Source organism: Pseudomonas vancouverensis, from assembly GCF_004348895.1.
Lineage (GTDB): Bacteria > Pseudomonadota > Gammaproteobacteria > Pseudomonadales > Pseudomonadaceae > Aquipseudomonas > Aquipseudomonas vancouverensis.
This window is the reverse complement of sequence record NZ_RRZK01000008.1, coordinates 124,700-145,126: the sequence shown is the minus strand read 5'-3', so window position 1 is coordinate 145,126 and position 20,427 is coordinate 124,700. Positions and strand designations below refer to the sequence as shown.

Annotated in this window: 19 protein-coding genes; 15 read left to right on the top strand and 4 right to left on the bottom strand. The window is 62.2% G+C overall.

What is annotated here, in order from left to right; all coding sequences use genetic code 11:
* Positions 1–9: 9 nt before the first annotated feature.
* The 14 genes from EIY72_RS08385 (at position 10) to EIY72_RS08320 (ending at position 14,892) form a co-directional block, all read left to right on the top strand.
* A complete protein-coding gene (locus tag EIY72_RS08385; protein WP_093218696.1) occupies positions 10–1,602 on the top strand; it encodes a GumC family protein in 1,593 nt (530 codons plus the stop codon).
* Positions 1,587–2,696, top strand: coding sequence for a glycosyltransferase family 4 protein (locus EIY72_RS08380; protein ID WP_093218694.1), 1,110 nt, complete (start codon positions 1,587–1,589; stop codon positions 2,694–2,696). The genes EIY72_RS08385 and EIY72_RS08380 overlap by 16 nt, the downstream gene beginning before the upstream one ends.
* Positions 2,693–4,060, top strand: a complete 1,368-nt coding sequence (locus EIY72_RS08375) for an O-antigen ligase family protein (protein ID WP_093218691.1) — start codon at positions 2,693–2,695, stop codon at positions 4,058–4,060. Before EIY72_RS08380 ends, EIY72_RS08375 begins: the two co-directional genes overlap by 4 nt.
* Positions 4,057–5,025 carry a glycosyltransferase gene (locus tag EIY72_RS08370; protein WP_093218688.1) on the top strand — a complete coding sequence of 323 codons (969 nt, stop codon included), beginning with the start codon at positions 4,057–4,059 and terminating at the stop codon, positions 5,023–5,025. The genes EIY72_RS08375 and EIY72_RS08370 overlap by 4 nt, the downstream gene beginning before the upstream one ends.
* Entirely contained in the window at positions 5,018–6,154 is a 1,137-nt protein-coding gene (locus EIY72_RS08365) for a glycosyltransferase (RefSeq protein WP_093218685.1), read from the top strand. Before EIY72_RS08370 ends, EIY72_RS08365 begins: the two co-directional genes overlap by 8 nt.
* Before the next feature lie 12 nt (positions 6,155–6,166).
* Positions 6,167–7,171 carry a polysaccharide deacetylase family protein gene (locus EIY72_RS08360; protein WP_093218682.1) on the top strand — a complete coding sequence of 335 codons (1,005 nt, stop codon included), beginning with the start codon at positions 6,167–6,169 and terminating at the stop codon, positions 7,169–7,171.
* Complete coding sequence (locus EIY72_RS08355) at positions 7,168–8,472, top strand: lipopolysaccharide biosynthesis protein (protein ID WP_093218679.1); 1,305 nt, start codon at positions 7,168–7,170, stop codon at positions 8,470–8,472. Before EIY72_RS08360 ends, EIY72_RS08355 begins: the two co-directional genes overlap by 4 nt.
* Positions 8,469–10,388, top strand: coding sequence for a hypothetical protein (locus tag EIY72_RS08350; protein WP_093218676.1), 1,920 nt, complete (start codon positions 8,469–8,471; stop codon positions 10,386–10,388). The genes EIY72_RS08355 and EIY72_RS08350 overlap by 4 nt, the downstream gene beginning before the upstream one ends.
* Positions 10,389–10,474: 86 nt before the next feature.
* A complete protein-coding gene (locus tag EIY72_RS08345) occupies positions 10,475–11,164 on the top strand; it encodes a GNAT family N-acetyltransferase (RefSeq protein WP_093218673.1) in 690 nt (229 codons plus the stop codon).
* A gap of 4 nt (positions 11,165–11,168) precedes the next feature.
* Positions 11,169–12,380, top strand: a complete 1,212-nt coding sequence (locus EIY72_RS08340) for a GNAT family N-acetyltransferase (protein ID WP_093218670.1) — start codon at positions 11,169–11,171, stop codon at positions 12,378–12,380.
* Positions 12,352–13,146: a ChbG/HpnK family deacetylase gene (locus EIY72_RS08335; RefSeq protein ID WP_093218667.1), complete on the top strand. Its 795-nt coding sequence runs from the start codon at positions 12,352–12,354 to the stop codon at positions 13,144–13,146. Before EIY72_RS08340 ends, EIY72_RS08335 begins: the two co-directional genes overlap by 29 nt.
* A 274-nt stretch (positions 13,147–13,420) precedes the next feature.
* The gene (locus EIY72_RS08330) at positions 13,421–14,116 is read left to right on the top strand and encodes a GNAT family N-acetyltransferase (RefSeq protein ID WP_093218664.1); all 696 of its coding nucleotides are present in this window, start codon (positions 13,421–13,423) and stop codon (positions 14,114–14,116) included.
* Positions 14,117–14,296: 180 nt separating this feature from the next.
* Complete coding sequence (locus tag EIY72_RS08325) at positions 14,297–14,590, top strand: type II toxin-antitoxin system RelE/ParE family toxin (protein ID WP_093218661.1); 294 nt, start codon at positions 14,297–14,299, stop codon at positions 14,588–14,590.
* A 2-nt stretch (positions 14,591–14,592) separates the two neighbouring features.
* On the top strand, positions 14,593–14,892 hold the full coding sequence (locus EIY72_RS08320) for an addiction module antidote protein (RefSeq protein ID WP_093218658.1): 300 nt from the start codon (positions 14,593–14,595) through the stop codon (positions 14,890–14,892).
* A gap of 15 nt (positions 14,893–14,907) precedes the next feature.
* On the opposite strand, the gene EIY72_RS08315 is transcribed toward EIY72_RS08320, so the two are convergent.
* Positions 14,908–15,714 carry a class I SAM-dependent methyltransferase gene (locus EIY72_RS08315; RefSeq protein WP_093218656.1) on the bottom strand — a complete coding sequence of 269 codons (807 nt, stop codon included), beginning with the start codon at positions 15,712–15,714 and terminating at the stop codon, positions 14,908–14,910.
* 176 nt (positions 15,715–15,890) lie between these two features.
* Between EIY72_RS08315 and EIY72_RS08310 the strand changes: the two genes are divergently transcribed.
* Positions 15,891–16,271: a hypothetical protein gene (locus tag EIY72_RS08310; protein WP_093218654.1), complete on the top strand. Its 381-nt coding sequence runs from the start codon at positions 15,891–15,893 to the stop codon at positions 16,269–16,271.
* 3 nt (positions 16,272–16,274) lie between these two features.
* Here the strand turns inward: EIY72_RS08310 and EIY72_RS08305 are convergent, their stop codons facing one another.
* From EIY72_RS08305 to EIY72_RS08295, 3 genes are all read right to left on the bottom strand, one after another.
* Positions 16,275–17,705, bottom strand: a complete 1,431-nt coding sequence (locus EIY72_RS08305; protein ID WP_093218652.1) for a sigma-54-dependent transcriptional regulator — start codon at positions 17,703–17,705, stop codon at positions 16,275–16,277.
* Complete coding sequence (locus EIY72_RS08300) at positions 17,674–19,167, bottom strand: sensor histidine kinase (protein ID WP_093218650.1); 1,494 nt, start codon at positions 19,165–19,167, stop codon at positions 17,674–17,676. Before EIY72_RS08300 ends, EIY72_RS08305 begins: the two co-directional genes overlap by 32 nt.
* Positions 19,168–19,283: 116 nt before the next feature.
* Positions 19,284–20,414, bottom strand: a complete 1,131-nt coding sequence (locus tag EIY72_RS08295) for an SCO family protein (RefSeq protein ID WP_371315390.1) — start codon at positions 20,412–20,414, stop codon at positions 19,284–19,286.
* Between the last annotated feature and the right edge of the window lie 13 nt (positions 20,415–20,427).

The window sequence follows — 20,427 nt, the reverse complement described above, 5'->3', positions numbered from 1 at the left end:
TGACCTGACATGAATCCAAAGGAAAACTACCTGCACGAGTTCTTCAGGATCTTCTTTGCCAACAAGCAGTTGGTGAAGCGTGTATTCCTGATCTTTGCAGTGATCGCCCTGGTGTTGCCGCTGGTCCTTAAACAAAGCTTCGACATCACTGCGCAAGTGATCGTCCAGTCGAAAAAACTGTCCCAGGGCGACGCGACCACCTCGCTGACCCAGGACAACGCGACCTTCATTCCACCGTCACTGGCGGACATGGAGACCGAGAGCAATATCCTGCGTTCGCCGGCGCTGATCCGTCAGACCATCAGCGAACTGCGCGACAAGGGCGAATACACCCCGCCACCGGGCATGTTCAACAAACTGGTGCTTGAACCGATCAAACGCTACATCACCTCGCCGCTGCGCGAACACCTGATCAACCCGGTCAAGTCCGCACTGGGCATGGCCACCGATCCGGTGCGCGACACCGTGCTCGACGGCCTGACCCAGCAAGCCGTCGACAGCCTGAAAGTCGAGACCCTGCCCGGCTCCAACGTGATCTCGATCGTCTACAGCTTCCCCGACCCGGCCCAGGGCACCAAGTTCGTCGCAGCGTTGCTGCAGAACTACCTGGCCAGCCGTCAGGAACTGCAATCGATCGACCTGCCGCAAAGCTTCTACGAAACCAAGAAGAAGCAATACCAGGTGCGCCTCGATGGCCTGGAAGGCACTCGCCTGGCGCTGCTCGAAAGCGTTGGCTCGTCTGATCCGAAGGAGGAAATCACCTTCCGCCTCAACGCGATCAACACCGAGGAACAGGCGCTCAACCTGTATCAGGACCGTCTGCTGCAAAGCCAGCGCTGGCTCGACTACCTCAAAGGTGCCCTGGCCGCCGCCAGCAACTCCAAACTCAACGATTACACCTTCCCCTACACCTTCACCACCACCGTCGACAACGTGGCCTTCGAAGACCGCGAAATCAAACAGATGGGTGAAGCGCTGACCACTCAGGTCACCCGCTACATGAACGACCTGGCGATTTTCCAGCCGGGCAGTGAGCCGATGCTGCTGACCCGCGAGCAAATTGCCCGCACCCGCCAGCAGTTCCTCAAAGTGGTGAGCAACCGCATTCAGGAGCGCACCAGCGACCTGGCGATTGTCAGCTCGGTGATCGACCAGAAAACCGCGCGCATCGCCGAGTTCAAGAACCGCATCCACCAGTTGCAGGAAACCCAGAGCAAGCTGCGGCAGATGGACACCGAGATCGACGCCCTGCACGCGGCGTTCTCCACCTACGCCCAGCGCTTCGCCGAAAGCAGCACCGCCCGTTCGCTGGACAACGACCTGTCCAACGCCCGGGTGCTGAGCCCACCGTTCGAACCGACCGAAGCGGCGTTCCCCAAACCGCTGCTGATCATTCCGTTCGGCCTGTTCACCGGTTTGCTGTTGGCGATTGCCCTGGTCTATGTGCGTGAGTTCTTCGATCATCGCTTCAAGCACCCTGCGCAAATCACCCACGAACTGGGCCTGCCGGTGCTGCTGGTGATCAACGACCAGAACACCCTGCCAAGCAATCCGCACAAGAACTGGAGCGTGCCAAGCTTCGTCCATTGGGTGCGCAATTGAGTACGCCTCTGGACACCGCCCGCGACGACCTGCCGATCATTCATTTGCTCAGCAGTGGCGGCTTCTACGGCGCGGAGCGGATGCTGCTCGACCACTGCCTGGCGACGCCGGGACAGCACCAGGTGCTGTTTCTCGATGCGCCGCCGGAGCTGATCGCGCGCTTTCAGGAAGCCGGCGTCGATTGCCGGGGTTGTGCGGGGCTTGGCCAGTTGCTGGGGCATTTGCGCCAGCGGCGGGACCAGCGGCCCTTGATCAACACGCACAACTTCAAGGGCCTGGTGTTCGGCTGGGTCGGCGCGACGTTGTTGCGCCTGCCCCTGGTGATCACCCAGCACGGCTTCACCCCACGCAGCCGCAAGCAGAAGTTCTACACCTGGCTGAGCCTGCAACTGTGCCGCACCGCCTCGGTGGACCGGGTGGTCTGCGTCGCTGAAAGCATCGCCACGTTGTGCCGCCAGGCCAGCGTGCGGGCCGAGAAGCTTCAGGTGATCCCCAACGGTCTGCCGGCCAGCACCGATGTGCAGCCACACACAGGCGAACGTCAGCGCTGGCTGGCCGGTTACGTCGGGCGCCTGAGCAGTGAAAAAGGTCCTGACCTGTTTCTCGATGCGTTGATCCCGCTGTGCCAGCAGTACCCGCAACTGGACGCGGTGATGCTCGGCGACGGCCCTGAACGCGAAGCTTTGCTGGCGCGGATCAACGAGGCCGGTCTTGGCCAACGCATCACGCTGCCGGGCTACCAGACGGAGATGCGTCCGTGGTGGCGTCAACTCGACGCGCTGGTGATCAGCTCGCGCACCGAAGGCACACCGATGATTCTGCTCGAAGCCATGCAGGCCGGCGTGCCGGTGGTAGCGTTCGGCGTCGGCGGGATTCCCGATGTGTTGCAGGACCGCCACAACGGCCTGCTGGCGACTCCCGCCGACAGTGCTGCCCTCGCCCGCCAGATCGGCGCCCTGCTGCGTGACCCGGCATTGGCCGGCGAATTGATCGACAACGCAAAACGTACGCAAAAGGATCGCTACGACCTCAAGGCCCTGGCCGAACGCTGGTCGCAGCTGTACATCCGCACTGCACGGGAGGCACGCGCGTGATTTTTCCGCTCTCGATCGTCAGTCTGCTCGGTCTGGTCTGCCTCGGTTTGCTGGCCAGCCCTTATCCGTACCTGGCGCCGGGGGCGGTGCTGGGCCTGGTGGGCGTCGCGGTGCTGTACCGCAAACCGGCGTGGGGCCTGCTGGGCATTGCCGCACTGGTGCCACTCGAGGGTTTCTTCAAGGACAGCATGCTGACCGGGTCCAAGCTAATCGGCGCCTCGCTGGCGCTGATCCTGATGCTGCAGCTGGCGTTGCGGCAGCTCCCCTCCGAACGCTTGCACAGCAACATCTGGCGCTTTCTGGTGTGGTTCATGGTGCTGTACTTGCTCAGCCTGTTGAACACCGATGACATGGGCATGTCGCTGGGGCATTTACGCGAATTGAGTGTCGGCCTGATCCTGTTCGTGATCACCCTGCTGATCGGCCGCGAGCTGAACCTCGATCTGTTTTTGCGCCTGGTGACCCTCAGCGTTTCGCTGACCTGCGCACTGGCGATGTTTTCCACCAAGTACCAGGACCAGGGCCGCGCCGCCGGCCTGCTGGAAGACCCCAACGCCTTTGCCATGCTCATCGCCTTCGCCGTGCCCATGGCCCTGCTGCTGGTGATCCGCAGTCCGAATCTGTTGCACCGTCTGTTCTGGGGTGGCTGCTGCCTGCTGTTGCTCGGCGGCATGACCAAGACCGAATCCCGTTCGGGCCTGGTGGTGTTGTTCCTGAGCCTGATGATCGGCGTCTGGCACTACCGCGCGCAGTTACCGCGTATCCGTCCACGGCACCTGGGTTTTGCCATGCTCGGACTGGTCATCGTCATCCCGCTGGCGATCTATGCGATGCCTGCCGGGTATGTCGCCCGCATCCAGTCTCTGAGCATTCTCAGCGCCGGTGCCAAGAGCCAGGACGAATCCCTCGGTCGTCGCGCCTCGTACATCGTGGTTGGCAGCCAGATGATCCGCGAGAATCCGCTGCTCGGTTCCGGTCCCGGCACCTTTCCGCTGCACTACGCCACCACCGGCTATGCCAAGGCGTTTTCCGCCAACCGCAAGATCGGTGACCTGTACCGTCGCGCGCACAACACCTACCTGGAAATTTTCAGTGAGCTGGGGATTCCCGCCGGGCTGTTGTTCGTCGGCATGCTCGCGCTGGGCTTGTACAACCTGATCCGCGCCCGCGCGGCCTGGTTGCAACGTCACGACTGGCACCAGGCCGACCTGATGACGCACCTGGCCGTGAGCTTTCTGTCGCTGACGTTGTTCCTGATGTTCCTCAGCGCACCCAACCAGAAATACGTGTGGATCATGCTGGCCCTGACCAGCGTGCTGCGCATCAAGGCTGAAGAAGCACCCCGCAGGGAGGCCAGGGTATGAGTCGTATCAGCATTGTCATCCCGATGTACAACGAAGCCCGGCACATCGCCCGGACCCTGCTCGCCGCGCAGCTTGCCGCCGATGCCGCCAATCTCGAATGCGAGCTGATCGTGGTCGACAACGGCTCCAGCGATCAGGGCCCGCAGATTGCCCGGCAGTTCGGCGCCCAGGTGCTGGTGTTGCCCGGCCTGTTGATCGGCGCCCTGCGCAATCGCGGTGCACAACTGGCCACCGGCGAATGGCTGGCGTTCATCGACGCCGACGTGGAGATGCCGGAGAACTGGCTGACGTTGCTGCTCGACATCGAGGCCGGTGGCCAGGCCGATGTCATCGGGCTGGACCTGCATACCCCGGCACAGGCGCCGTGGTTCGCCGATGCCTGGCAACGCCGCACCTTGCGCCCCCGCCACCAGCCGCTGTACGCCGTGCAATGGCTGCCCACCTCCAACCTGCTGATGCGCAAGCGCTGGTTCGACAAGGTCGGCGGTTTCAATGAAGAACTGCGCACCGGTGAAGACAAGGATTTGACCCTGCGCCTGGCCGCCGGCGGCGCCAACCTGCGCGCGGTCAACCAGAGCGTGGCGCTGCACTGGGGTTACGAATGCAGCTGGCGTGAGTGGCTGGGCAAGGAAATGTGGCGTCAGGGCAGTCACCTGCAGCTGCTGCGTACCCACGGCATGAGCCTGCGCCTGCTGCGCTTTCCACTGCTGTCGATCGCGGTGTGGATCCTCGACTTTTTTGCAGTCTCGGCACTGTTCAACGGTTTTCCCCATCACGCGGCGGTCATGGTGTTGATCACCTTGCTGCCGGGCCTGGCCCTCAGCCTGCGTCAGAGCGCCAAGCATCGTGATCCGCTGTTGACCCTGCAACTCTGGGGCTTGCACTGGGTGCGCCTGCACCTGGCCGGCGCCGCTTTCATCCTCAGCCTTTGTCATTGGAATGCCAGGAGGCCTGCACGTGGCTGAATTCATTTTCTGGTTGTGCCTGTTGCTCCCGGTCTACGCCTACCTCGGCTACCCGTTGTTACTGACCTTGCTGGCGCCGTTTTACAAGGCTGCGCGGCACGGGCCGGCGGCACCGATGAACGTCAGCATCGTGATTGCCGCGCACAACGAAGCGCGGCATATCGAGGAAAAGTTGCGCACGGTGCTCGCCCAGGATTATCAGGCGGCGTCCCTGCAAATCATCCTGGCCAGCGACGGCTCGACCGACGACACCGTGGCCTGTGCCCGCCGTGTCGACGACCCGCGCATCAGCGTGCTCGACCTGCCCCGCCAGGGCAAGGCCGCGACGCTCAATGCAGGTGTCGCGGTCAGCAGCGGTGACATTCTGGTGTTCACCGATGCCGACAACCAGTGGTCGACCGACACCCTCGGCCACTTGCTCGCGCCGCTGGCCGACCCGCGCGTCGGTGGTTGTGCCGGGCACATGGTGATCCCGGTCACCGGCAAGGGCTTGAGCATCGGCGACAGCCTGTACCGTCACTACGAAGGCTGGCTGCGCTACGTGGAAAATCGCACCGGCTGCATGGTCTCGGCCGACGGTGCGCTGCTCGCCCTGCGTCGCGAGCTGTTCCAGAACGTGCCGGCGGAGGTCAACGACGACTTCTTCATCAGCACCTGCGCACCGGTGGCATTCAAGCGGATTGTCTACGTGCCCCAAGCCCAGGTGATCGACCAGGGTGTGGACGAGGCCGACAAGCAGTTCCGGCGTCGCCAGCGGGTCACGGTCGGCGGTCTGCAAAGCCTGGCCCAACGCCGGGAGTTGCTCAATCCGCTGACCCACGGCCTGTACGCGATTGCCCTGATCAGCCACAAGCTGATCCGGCGTCTGGCGCCCATCCTCTTGCTGCCGTTGCTGCTGAGCAATTTCTGGCTGTGGGACGACCACGGCTTCTATCGCCTGAGCCTGATTGCGCAATTGCTCGGCTACTCGGCGGCGATTGCCGGCCTGCTCGATTCACAACACCGCTTGCCCAAGCCTTTTCGCCTCGCCGCGTTCCTGCTGGTGACCCTCGCCGGGATGAGTATCGGCCTGTGGCAGTTCCTGCGCGGTCAGCGATATGCCCAATGGAACCCTGAGCAAAATCGATGAGAGGCGCATGCCATGGCGATCAAACAACTGCTTAAACGCACCAGTGGCTGGCTGTACCTCAACTCCCCGGTCGGGCGCAATCAATTGCACGGCGCGGGCGTGATCCTGATGCTGCATCGGGTGCTGGCCAACGACCGCGCCGCGGAGCTGCCGCACCGCAATGAACTGTGCGTCGGTCCGAAAGCCTTCGAGCACTTGCTGGCGTGGTTGAAAAAACACTTCGACTGTGTGCCGCTGATGGACATCCTGCAACCGGGTGCCTTGCGCTCGGAACGGCCGAAGGTGGCGCTGACCTTCGACGATGGCTGGCGTGACAACGCGTTGAATGCCTTTCCGCTGTTACAGAAGTATCAGGTGCCGGCGAGCATATTCCTCTCCACCGATTACATCGGCAGCCGCCAGCGGTTCTGGTGGGAAAGCATTGGCGAAACCCTCTGGGGCACTCACGGCGAACAGCCGCGCACGCACCTGATCGAATGCCTGCAACACATGGGTCGACCCTTGCCGGCGCTGTGCGACGACCCGGACATGCAGCGCCGCAGCCTGGCCCTGCTGCACTTTCTGCAAAGCCTGAAAACCCTGTCACCGCTGGACCTCAATCACCTCACCGATGCGTGCCCGCAAGAATCGTTGCCCCAGGCCCTGGACTGGCAACAGGTGCGCACACTGGAGGCCTCTGGCCTGGTGCGCTTCGGCCCCCATGGCGCCAGCCACGCGATCCTCACCGGCCTCGACGATCAACGCCTGGACGAAGAGCTGAGCCGCAGCCGCGAAGCCTTGCGCCACGGTTGCAATCGGCCGCTGCCGGTTTACTGCTACCCCAACGGCGACAACGATGCGCGGGTGCGCGAGCACGTGGCCAACCATGACTTCTCGTTTGCCCTGGGTACCGGCACCGGGATCTATCGCGGCGGCGCTGAAGACCCGATGGCGCTGCCGCGTTTTGGCGTGAGCCAGCGCACCGCGCGCAATCCTGACTTGCTCTCGTGGCGCATTTACCGCGGGGCTCGCCCATGAGTCGCAGCAGCTACATCAAACACCTGGCCCTGAGCATGGGCACCAAACTGGCGATGATTGCGCTGCGCCTGCTGCGCAACGTGCTGTTGGCGCGCATTCTCGGTCCCAGTGAGCGCGGCCTGTTTGCCTTGCTCAGCACCCTGCCCGATCTGATCAGCGCCGCCACCAGCGGCGGCCTGAATTCGGCGGTGGGCTACCAGGCGGCCAAGCAACGGCCGATGGGTTTGCTGCTCAGTCAGGTGTTGGTGTTCGGTTGCCTGCTGGCAGGTTTGCTGACCTTGCTGGTGGTGGCGCTGACCCGTGAGTTTGGCAGCGAGCTGGACATCACCACGCAACTGGGCCTGCTCGCCTGGCTGTTGCTGCTGGCGGTGCCGCTGACCGTGCTCAAGAGCGGTTTGCTGACCCTGCACAACGCGTCCGGCGGTGTGGTCGCATTCAACGCCTTGCGCCTGATCGAGTCCCTGGCGCCGTTGCTGCTGTTTCTCGCCCTGTTCTGGATGTGGAAAAGCGCAGCGCTGGAAGCGGCCCTGATCAGTTGGCTGGCCGGCATCAGCCTGGTGGTGGTCGCCGGCTGGGTCTGGCTCAAGCGCAATCAGCCGCTGACCCTGCAATGGGACCGCGCCAGCCAGAACGAGCTGCTGCGCTACAGCGCCCGCAGTCATCCGGACTTGTTGTTCCAGCAAGTGATCCTGCGCTCGGACTACCTGTTCATCGGCGCCCTGCTCGGTAGCACCGCACTGGGTCACTACGCCATGGCCAGCGCCGCCGCCGAACTGCTGCTGATCGTTCCGGAGGCCGTGACCACACCGCTGATGAAGCGTTTGCTGCAACAGGAAGAAGGCATCGAAAAAGTCACGCCACTGGCCTTGCGCCTGACCGCTACCGTGATGCTCGGCGCCTGCCTGACCATGGCGGTGATCGGCGAATGGCTGATCGTCACCCTGTTCGGCGTGGCCTATCAACCGGCCTATCCAGCGCTGCTGGCATTGCTGCCGGGCCTGCTCGGCCTGTGCTACGCGAGCATCCTGCGCCTGGACTTGCTGGGCAAGAATCGACCCGGTTCGATCTCGCTGATGATGGGCCTCGGCGCCCTGCTCAACCTGGCGTTGAACCTGGTGATGATTCCGGCCTACGGCATTGTCGGCGCGGCGGCGGCTTCGTCGATCGCTTATCTCGCGGTCACGGTCGCCCTGCTGGTGATGTACTGCCGCCTCAGTCACGTACCGTTCTGGCAAACCCTGATTATCCTGCCCAGCGACATCGCGCCGATGCTGCTGGTCCTGCAACGGAAGTCGGCATGAAGTATTTTGCCCTGCTGGTGGGTCTTGGCCTGTCCGTCGATGCCTACGCCGGGCCGATGCGCTGGGCGGACATCCGCGACGGCAGCCTGTACCTGCAAGCCGATCGGCCCGACACCCTGACCGTGCAATGGGTGCCGGCGTGGCAGGCCGAGGCCAACGAAGAACACCTGTACCTGCTCGATGGCGCAGGCAAGCTGCAAGGTGAACGGCAGATCGCCGCCAGTGAAACCCGCGGCAGCCAGAGCTGGCCATTGGCACCGGGCGCCAGCAGCTATCGGCTGGAAATTCCCGGCTACAGCTTCCGTCGCTACCGGGTCGAACACGATGAGCGCACCGTCGCCCTGTTTGCCCCGGCCAAGGTGCACTTCAGTGCAGAAACCCACGACGGTGACGAGCTGTACTTCAAGGTCGCGGCCGGCGAACACGCGGTGCTGGCCGGCAAGTTCCACGGCGGTGTCGGCGCCCTGCAGGCGCAACGGGTGGGTGACGGCAAACAGCTGACACTGGCATTGAAACCCTATCGCGCCTACTGGCAATTCGACAAAACCGAGCTGCCGGTCGAGAGCCAGGATCAAGTCTGGCGCCTGCGCCTGCAAGGCAGCGGCAAGGCCGCGTTCTGGCTCGACGGCACGGCCAACCTGTTTGCACAGAGTCCGCAGCAACTCAAGCCGCTGCGCGAGGACGCCGGCCAGACCCGCTTGAACCTGGGCCAGAAATCCGTGGGCAACACGCCGTACCTGGGCATCGCCCTGCCCTACACGATGCCACCGCCCTCCAGTTATGCCGTGCTCGATGCACTCAAGCCGCAAGCCGGGGCCTACTACAGCTTTGTCGATGTCACCGCGCGCAAGCCGCAGTACGAAGACGCTTTCCGCCAGCTGTATCAGGACCGCTTCGGCATCCGCCAGGACATCACCCTGCTCGCCGGCAGTCAGCGTCAGGCCGATTTACGCCCCGACGTCATGAGTAACAGCGGCCTCGACGCCTGGCTGGCTTCGACCCGAGCCCTCGGCGGCAAAGGCACCCATTACATCGGCTTTGCCGACGAACCGAATCTCAACTACCCGGACTACGCCAGCTACCAACGCATTTTCAACAGCATGGCCCGCCAGGTGCGCAGCAACCCCGACAATGCCAAGGCCGGCGTGCGCATCGCCATGCCGGCCAGTTCACGACTGGTCAACGGCCCGTTTGCCGACAACGCCGCCGACAAGCGTGGCATCGATTGGGCCAGACGCTTGCTGAAGGAGTCCGGCGAGCAGGTCGATGCACTGGCCTGGCACGAGTGGATGGTCCGCGATCTGCTGGCCACCCGCAGCTATCGCGACAGCGTGCGGCGTGCCGCCGACCTCGTCGGGCTGGATGCCCAAGGCCGGCCGCGCAAGGCCCTGCTGCTGGACCAGACCAACATGTCCAGCGGCTCGAGCCTGAGCCCTTATGACCAGGAAACCCACTACGCCGCCCTGTGGTGGGCTTCGGTGGTGATCAACGCATCCCAGGACGGCTTGCTGGAAATGCTCAACTGGTTCCAGGCCGCCGATGAACCCGAGTATCCCAAAGGCATGCTGCGGGTAATGGGCGACGACCGTTTCGAGCTCAAGCCGGTGGGTCTGGCCCAACAGTTCATCCAGCAGCATTGGCTGCAAAAGGTCTTGCCGCTGGAAAACGACGCTTTCGAGGTGGACGTACTGGCCATGGCCGACGACGCCAAGCGCAGCCTGTTGGGGGTCAACAAGGGTTCGCGCTTGCAGCGTGTCGACTTGAATGGAACGAAATGCCCGCTGAACAAGGGCTCATTGCGTTACTTCGGCGCGGACAACCGCAGCCGCGACGCACCTTTCGACTGCCGGGACGGTCGCGTGACCTTCGAGCTGCCCGGGCAAACCCTGTTCGCCCTCAGCTGGATCGCCTCATGACCGCCTCTTCTGTGTTTGGCCGCGCAGGCATGTCGCCGCGCGCTGGTTCACTCCACTCACGGGACATCCCGTCAGGAGCCAATAACATGAGCGTACTGCACAAGATCAGCGAACACATTCGCCAAAAGGGCCTCGGCACCACCCTGAAAAAGGCCTGGAAGCACTACGTGTTTTCCCATGAAGAACTGCTGTGGATGGAACGCGACCTGGTCACCCCGGTACCGCCGCACAAGCTCAAGCCCTACCCGCCGCTGCGGATTCTGGACATCACCCCACAAAACGCCGTGGCCTTTACCCGGCATTTCGGTGATCGGGTCGACACCATGGCCGAGCTGGCCCGGGAGGGTTACACCGGGCACATGCACGTGGATGAAAACGGCGATGCCGTGGCGTTCATCTGGGGCGCGGCGCGCAACTACCATGACAAGCACTACTACGGCTGCTGGTTCCCGGTGAAGCCCGGCGAGTTCTTCGAATTCGGTGGCGAGCTGGCCCGGCCCTACTGGGGCACCCGGCTGTCGATGGACCTGCAGACCGAGTTGTGGAAAGCCATGCTCGCCCAGGGCTGCAACAAAGTCGTGGACGTCTGTGAATGGCACAACATCCCGGCGCTCAAGCTGCACATCCGCACCGGATACAGTGAACAGGGACGCATCATGAACGTATACGAACTGTTTGGCCGCTGGCGCTTCTACCGTGAATCACGCTACACCGGCTCGCGCCTGGACACCTTGCGCAAACCGGTGCGTGAACCGGCCACGGCCGAGGCGACCTGACCCTATGGCGGCTCGATTCGAATGGCGCACTTCGTTGTGCGCCCCCGACTTTCCCGCAGCGGCCTATGAGGCGCTGCGCGTGCGGGTGACGGCGCACACACCGTTCAATACCCTGGCCTGGCTGTGCGCCTCGGAACGGGCACTGCAGGCCGATGAACAACTGCACGTGCTGCTCGCCTGGCAGGAGGACGAACTCGCCCTGTGTCTGCCGCTGGTGGCTTCGCTGGAGCGTTTTGCACGTGTGCCGTTTCGGGTCCTGCATCATCTGGGCTACCCGCTGGCCGACCGCCTCGCGCTGATCTCGCGACTCGATGCCGATCAACTGCGCATGGCCCTGAGGCAGATACGCGGGCACCTGCCCCATGCCCTGCTGCAACTCAATGAGATGACCGGTGACGACCAGGTGCTGAATGCCTGGGCAGCCGGCTCCTCAACATCCGAGCGACGCCTGAGTTGTCGGGCGCCGGTGCACCTGATCAGCGACGCCGACCATCAGGAGGTGTCCGGTGATCCGCGCTACAAACTGCGCCGGGCGCGCAAGCGTATCGCCGCGTGTGGTGCGCAGGTGCGGCGGATCATCCCCGATTCCGTGACCATGGGCCCGTTGTTGCAGGACATCAGTGAAGTCGAAGCGGTCAGCTGGAAAGGCGACGAAGGCGTGGGGATCTTCGCCGACGAGCGCCACCGCCAATGGATGAACCGTGCCTTCACCGCCCTTGCCGCCCGGGGTCTGGTACGGGTGGTGGTGCTGGAGCTCGAAGGACGTTGCATCAGCTATCGCCTGGGCTTGCTGGAACAGGGGCGGCTGTATGACTACAACCTGGCGTTCCTGCCGCAGTATGCCGATCTGGGCAGCGGCCGGGTGCTGCTTGAAGAATGGATTCGTTGGGGGCTGGAGGACGATTGGCGCTGGATCGATGCGTCACGGGTCAGCCTGGAAAACTCCAGCCATCAACTGCATGAACGCATGACCGGGCAAGTGGAACACTGGCGCTGGAGTTTCTATTCCTGGCGCCCCAGTGGCTTGGTGCTGGGCCTCGCGCTGCGGGTCTGGCAGCGTCTGAAACCCGGATTGCAGCAATGGCGCGCCAAACGTGCAGCGGCCGCCACTCGACCGGTTACCCCCCTCGCGGCGGTGCCCGCCGAGGTGGCAAGCGCGAAAAAAAATAAAAACAGGGAGGGTGAACATGCCTCGGCAAGTGATAGTCAACGCTGACGATTTCGGCCTCAGTGCCTGCGAAAACGCGGTGATTCTCGGTGCGTTCCAGGCCGGAATCATCAGCTCCGCCACCGCCATGGCCAACATGCCGGCATTCGAAGCAGCCTGCGGCCTGGCGCAACATCCGCTGCTTGCCGGGCGCATCGGCCTGCACTTCAACCTGACCTACGGCAAGCCGCTGAGCCAGAGCATCCTCCAGCGTCCGCTGTTTTGCGACAGCGCCGGGGTGTTCGACTTCAACCTGTCGCGCACTCGCCTGTGGCTCGGCCGGCGTGACCGCGCGGCGGTGCAGGAAGAACTCGAAGCGCAATGGCAACGCTGCGTGGACCACGGCATGCGCCCCAGCCATCTGGATTCGCATCAGCACGTGCACAACATCTGGCCGATCGGCGAAATCGTCGCGCGCTTCGCCGCTCGCCAGGGTGTGCCGGTGCGCCTGGCCCGCAACCTCGGGCAAAACCTCAGCCTGCCCAAGCGGGTCTTCAAGGACTTGCTCAATCGACGCCTGAGCAATCTGTGCGGCGCCACCGCCGACTACGTGTGTACGCCGGTGGACCTGCGCAACGCAGCCCCGCCAAGCGACGGCCTGCTGGAAATCGTCGCGCACCCCAACCAGCTTGGCGCCGATTTCGGTGACGCTTACCTGGAGCCGGGAGAGTCGCTGAGTGCCTTGCTCGCGCAACGTTTGCCGGGTGTGCCGAGGGTGGCCTATACCGCAGCGCTTGATGGCCACGCGGCGCGCCCACAGGCCCTTCTCGATTAACGATCCGCGCGATGGTCGTCGACGATAACGCGGGGAACCAGACCGCCCGCGTTGTCCGTGCTTCCATCGTCGGAACGCCGCCCGGAGCGAGCTCGCTCCTGCAAAGTTTTGAGTGCTGGACGGGCGCTTTTTTGGCGCCTGAAAATTGTGTCAATAACGTTACATACATTGAAACAAATTGATGGCAAGAGGATGGCCATGCCCCCGCAATGGTGATCTATACCCATCATAACCTTCACCCCCGCAGCATCTTTCCTTCGCTAAGGAGGGCTTCATGAGCACACTCGACAAGCTTCGCGACCGCATCAGACAAAAGGGTTTGGGCCGAACATTCGGCACGCTGTGGAAACGTTATGTGTTCTTTCATTGGGAACTGTTGTGGATGGAGCGCGACCTGGTCAGTCCGGTCCCGCCGCACAAGTTGCGGCCCTACCCGCCTGTGCGCAAAGTCGACATTACGCCGGAAAATGCCATTGCCTTTGCCAAGCACTTCGGTAATCGCGTGGAGACCATGGCCGAGCTGGCCGCTGAAGGCCATACCGGGCACATGTATCTGGATGACGAAGGCCACGCCGTGGCCTTCATCTGGGGCAGTACCCGGGACTATCACGACCGCCATTACTACGGCTGCTGGTTCCCGGTGAAGGAAGGTGAGTTCTTCGAATTCGGTGGCGAGATGACTCGTGCCTTCTTCGGCACCCGCCTGTCCGTCGATGTGCAAGTGGCGCTGTGGGAAGCCATGGCGGCGCAAGGCTGCAACAAGGTGGTGGACACCTGCGAAACCCACAACATCCCGGCGTTGAAGCTGCACATTCGCATGGGCTACCACGAGCAAGGCCGCGTCACCCATGTGTATGGGCTGTTCGGCCGCTGGCGCTTCTACCGGCAGAGCACCTACAGCGGCTCACGCCTCGATCCACTGCGCAAACCGGGGCGGCCAGTGGTGGCGGCGGCTTCGGCGGAGGCTTGATTCCATCGCGCAAACCGAGTCGCGGCCATCGCGAGCAAGCTCGCTCCCACAAATTGATTTCGATCGCCTTGTGGCAGCGAGCCTGCTCGCGATCAGGTCCTACACGACGAACAGATAAAAACCATTCATTCGCGGAAAAGTCTGACTGCTCATCCGTATCCACTTGGATACAGTTGCGCGATGAATTATCTTGTCCAGCAAACCGCAGCTTTCGCTACATGGCACGCCTCTGTTCGCGACTTGCGCGCAAGGATCGCCATCGCCCGTCGCATTGATCGTGCGATGGCTGGCAACCTGGGTGACAACAAATCAGTGGGGGATGGCGTGTCGGAAATGCGCGTGGACGTGGGCGCGGGATACCGGGTCTACTTCACCATACGAGAGGGTCTGGTCATTATCCTGCTGGCTGGAGGTGACAAGTCCTCACAACGCGCGGATATCAAACGTGCAAAAAAAATGGCACAGGAGGTTTGACCATGGGCCAGACTTTGACCGCTTTCGACATGGCTACACTGTTGGACAGCGATGAAGCCATCAGCGAATACCTGTCCCAGGTGCTGGCTGACGGTGATAACGAGGAGTTTCTTCGCGCCATTGGCTATGTAGTAAAGGCTCGGGGCATGACGCAGATCGCCAAAGACTCCGGAATGGGACGCGAAAGTCTGTACAAGGCCTTCGCACCCGGCGCAAAACCACGCTTTGAAACGGTCTTGCGTGTTCTCCACGCGCTGGGCATGAACCTATACGCCCAAGCGGGTCATTCAGCCAATCACTAAAGGCTATCCCTCGACTCAGTCCTTGATCACCACCCAGGTGAAACACAACGGCAACTGCGCCGGCCGTTGCTGGTAACGGTCATAGGCCTCTTCGCGGTTTGAATGCGGATACTCCTGGAAGTGGCTGATGCGCAGCCCTGCGGCGAGGGCGGCGGTGAACAGGTCGCCCAGGGTGTGGGCGAACCAGTAGGACGGTGCGGCCGGTTGTTCGACCTTGCCTTCGTAGACGATGGGTTCGTGTTGCACGAACGGCTCGCGGCGAAAGTAGGAGCTGGACAGGCTGAAAGGGTCGACGGAATCCGGGTCGAACATTTCCAGGAACGGGTGGGTTTCGTACACCACCAGTGCCCCGCCGGGCTTCAGGGTCTGGGCGACGTGGCACATGAATTCGCCGATGTCGGGCATCCAGTTCAGCACGCCGATGGTGATCAACGCCAGGTCGAAACGCTCATGTAATTCAACGGGCAAGTGGTGGATATCCGCCTCGATGAACTGCGCGGCGTGGGGCGAGCGCGATGCCAGCTCCCGTGCCTGTTCAAGGAACGCTGAGGACTGGTCGACGCCCACCACGCTGCGGGCGCCCAGTGCGTACAACGACAGGCTTTCACGGCCGTTGTTGCAGGCCAGTTGCACTACATCCTTACCGTCGACACCGACCTGGGTCAGCAACCCGGTCAGCGTCTCATCCAGACAGGTAAATCCGGCCTGGCTGACGTTGTTCAGCAACGCCTGCCAATCGGGCGCATCCCGGTGATGACGGGCGGAATCGTTCCACGCCTCGCGGTTGCTCGCGATGGCCTGTTCTTTTGTCGGCATTTCCATTGCACGCTCCTGCACTCGAGTCTGATTGACCGGCACGAGTCTAGATCAGCGCCTGAAGCAGCCCAATCGGTAGAGTGTTGTGAACATGTAAGCCGCCCGGCGCCGACGTTCAGCGGCGAGAGCTATAGTTAATGGCCTTGGGGAAACGCCATTCAATCGATGCCGCAGGTGTTGCCATGAAAAAAACCGATCTGACGCTGCTGTTCACCCTTTGCCTGACCGCGACAATGGCCGCCCAGGCGGACGACCTCACCCCCACCACCGACTACAGCAGTGAGTTCAACTATTACGGCGCGGACCAGCCCTTCGCTCATCCCGTGCCGCCATCCCTGAGCACCGTACCGCCGGGCTCGTATATCCCGACTGCACCCGGGGATTTCATCCCGGTGTCCAGCGAGCACGTGTTCTCCGACTCGCAACTGCCAACCGTGGCCGATGCCTCGGTGCGCGTGTTCATCCGCTCCTACGATGCCGAGCGTGGTGTCTACGTCAACCAGGAAGTGGTCAATCCTGGTTGCATGATGTCCTGCTTGCGCCAAGGGCCGGTGTTGCAATGACAGCTACCACTGGCGTTTATCCGGGCGCGCCAGGCCGAGTTTTTCGATGCGGTAGCGCAGCATGTCGCGGCTCAGGCCCAGCAGGCGTGCCGATTTGGTGACGTTCCAGTCGGTCTTGTCGAGCATCTTGCGCACCATGTCGCGTTCCACCTCCGGCAGGTTCATCGACTCGGTGCCGTTGTAGGACGGACGCGGTTCGCTGTACTGCGGTTCGTGCTGGAACAGCGGCGGCTCATCCACCAGGCTCAGGCAGACGTTGAGCTGGTGGGCGGCGATGGTGTCGCTTGGGGTCAGCAATACGGTTTGCTCGAGCATATTGCGCAATTCGCGCACGTTGCCCGGCCAGCTGTAGCTCAGCAGCAGGTCTTCGGCCTGATCGCTGAAATGCAGGTTCGGCTTGCCATAACGTTTACCGTGAATCGCCAGGAAATGCCGGGCCAGCAACAGGATGTCGGCGCCCCGGGCATACAGGCGCGGGACCTTGATCGAGATGATGCGCAGGCGGAAGAACAGGTCGCGGCGGAACTTGCCTTGCTGGACCATTTGTTCGAGGTTGCAATTGGTTGCGCTGATCACCCGCAGATCGACCTTGCGCTCCTTGACCGAACCCACGCGGCGAATGGTGCGGTCTTCCAGCAACTTGAGCAGCTTGGCTTGCAGCAGCAGGTCCATCTCGCCGATTTCATCAAGAAACAGCGTGCCGCCATCAGCGGCTTCGACCAGCCCGAGGCGACGGTCCTTGGCGTCTGTGAAGGCGCCCTTCTCATGACCGAACAGTTCCGACTCCACCAGGTTCGAGGGGATCGAGGCGCAGTTGAATTCAATGAACGGGCCCTTGGCACGCGGGCCGTCGAAATGCAGGGCGCGAGCCACGAGCTCCTTGCCGGTACCGGTCTCGCCTTCGACCAGCACCGGTGGCAGGTCGCCGCTGGCCATGCGCCGTTCGGCGTCGAGCAACTGGCTGATGGTGTTCTTCAGGTACGCCATCGGCGCCGACTCACCGATCAGTGCCTGCACGCCGGAACCCTGGGCTTCACGTTCCTGATAGAACGACAGCGTGCGTTCCATGCGGTCGGTGGCCAGGGCCTTGTCCAGCAGCAGCTTGAGCTCCGGCAATGCAACCGGCTTGGTGACGTAGTGAAACGCCCCCTCTTTCATCGCCACCACCGCGTCTTCGACATTGCCGTAGCCGGTCATCATGATCACTTTCAGATCCGGCGCGCTGATGCGCAGCTTCTGGATCAGGTCGTGACCGCTCATACCGGGCAAAGAGTTGTCGGTCAGTACCACGTCCGGCATGAAAGAACCCAATTGCTCGAGGGCGTCTTCGGCCGAATGGCAGACGGTCACCTCGAAGTCCTTTCGCTCCAGATAGGTCTGGATGTTCTCGGCAAGGATTTCGTCATCCTCGACCAGCAGAATGCTGTGCTCCATATTCCCCTCCCGTTGCCACTTTGAAATTGAGACAAACGCGGGTTCCTTCCTGCTCCTGGCTGGTCAGTTCGACCGAGCCTGCAAAACGCTCCATTATTCTTTTGACCAGCGACAGGCCGACGCCCAGCCCACCTTGCTTGGTGGTGAAAAACGGTTTGAAGACCATTTGCTGTTGCTGCCGCGACATGCCCTTGCCGGTGTCGGTCAAGGCCATGCGGACCGCGTCAGGGGCCGGTGAGTCGATCTCGATCGTCAGCACGCCGCCCTTGGGCATCGCTTCCAGGGCATTGGCAAACAGGCTATTGAGAATTTGCGTGAGCAGCACCTGTTGGCTGACGATCGGTGGGACACTTTTCGGACTGAAACGCACCTCGACATTCGAACGCTTGATCAACGGATCGAAGGCGCTCAGGGCGTCTTCGATGGCCAGTTGCAGATCAACGGTTTCAAAGTCGTCGTTCATCGGCCGCAACGACACCAGCAGCTCCCGAACCCAGCGCGACATGCGGTCGACCTGATTGATGATGTCGCCAATGTTCTTCTGCGCACTTTGGCTGGCGATTTCCTGGGCCAGCTCGGCACTGGAGCGGATGTTGGCCAACGGATTGCGCAAACTGTGGGCCACCGCCGAGGACATTTCCCCGAGGGCGACGAAGGTTTCGTTGGCAATCAATTGCTTCTGCTGGGTCTGCAACAGCATCGCCGCGCGCCGCACGATCCAGAACAGCCCCAGGTAGATGGCGGCGCCGCCAATCAGCGTGGCCAGCCAGATCGACTTGAAGCCGCGCTGGATGCGCTCGACCAGGTCCGCAGGCTCCTTGTAGATCTCGACCATGGCGATCACTTTGCTTTTATCGGCATTGAACATCGGAATGTAGTTCTCGATGAACAGGTATTCCGGCTCGCGCAGCAGGCGCTGTTCGGGGCGCTCTTCGTCGATCTCGTGGTAGCTGGTGGACACCAGGGATTTCATTTCGAACGACTCGTCCAGCTCGTCGTCATCGTCGATGCGCGCGCCGATCAACTCCGGGTTGGTCGACCAGACCACGGTCCGGTCCAGGGCATAGACGTTGGCCAGCAGGATGTCGGGCAGATGCTCCACATGATCGAGAAACTCGATGCGCGCGCCTGCCCGGGAAGCGGAGTCGACATCGGGATAGCTGTGGTCCATGCGCGGATCGAGCATCTCGCCCATGGTGTGTCGGGTGTTGATGCCGGCATGACGGATCTCGGCTTCGCCGATGGCCTGAATGAACTGCGCAGTCAACATCGAGTCGCGCTCGATGCTCTCATCCACCACAAAACGCGTGGAGATATAGCCCAGCCCCAGCGCCACTGCGGCGATGATGAAAAAGCTCGCCAGAGAGAACCACCGCAGCAGATTGAACTGCGGTCGCCACCCCTTGCCTGGTGCTGCCGGAGCGTCCGGCGCAGGTACTTTTTGTTGTTCCAGTATCTGCATGGGTGTGTCCTGGGTTGGTGAATCAAGCCTGTTCAGCGATGTTTCGAATCAGTGTAGGTAACAATTGATAGCAATTGACTGGCCACCGTAACTATTTCGATACTTTTGCTGCTAACTCATTGCATCTGCGTGGTTTTCGTCGGTGCGACCGAGTGGTAATGCTGCGGTTCTTCGTTTTCGCTGGCCAAGGACTGCGCTGGCGGATGCTGCCGGTCGGTCTCGGCCTGGAGGAATTCGATAATGGACTGGGCGGAATGCTCGTCCATGCGCAGGTTGGGCATCGGAATCTTGTTGAACTGATCAAACAGCTGCATGGCAATCGGGTCTTTCTCGGCGAGCATGCGGTCCGGTTCGCGAATCCAGCGGTTGAGCCAGGCCGGATCACGCTGCCGGGTCACGCCGATCAGGTCCGGGCCGATGCTGCGCAGGCCGATGCCCTGCCCGTCCAGGGGGCCGAGGCTGTGGCACGAAGCGCAGCGGGTGCGGAACAGTTCTTCGCCGTTGCTCGGCGGACGAATCTGCGGCGCGTCGGCGTAGCTTTGTTCAACGCTGGGCTGTTTCCAGTTTTGCAAGGTATTGGCCAGTTGGTCGGCGAGAATCCACGGATTTTCGAAGGGCGAGGCTTTCATCCAGCGCCCGGTTTCCTGGTTGCCGACAATCAGGCTCAGGTTGTGGTCCTTGCTGCGACCGTTGTCGACGCCTTCGATGAACAGCCCGAGCTTCTTGCGCAGCTCGGTGACGTCGGCGAACTCCCCGGTAAGGAAGCGCCAGCCCGGCCCGACCTGGAAGCGTTGCGAATAGGCCTTGAGCACCTCGGGGGTGTCGCTCAAGGGATCGATGCTGATGGAATAGAAAAACACGTCCTTGCCGACCCGGTCGCCCAGCAGTTTCTGCACCTGGCGCAGGCGTGCGGTTTCCAGTGGGCAGGAGTCGCTGCAGGAGGTGAAGATGAAGTTGATCACCACCACCTTGCCTTTGATCAGGTCATCGAAAAAATGCAGCTGCTGACCGTCCTGGTCGGTCAGCAGGGTGTTGGGGAAATAGTCGCCACCCCACGGGGTGGCGGATTGTTCTGCAGCTGCCTTCTCGACCGGTGCGCTGGCGAGGGCTTGCTCGGTGGACGAAGCAGGTGCGGGTGTCGACGACGCCTGGTTGGCGATCAGCAGTCGACTCGCCAGCAACCCCGTGACCAGCACCAGGATCAGGTGCATGCCCAAGGCGCGTTTGCGTGGTGTATTCAACGTCATGTCGACACCCTCC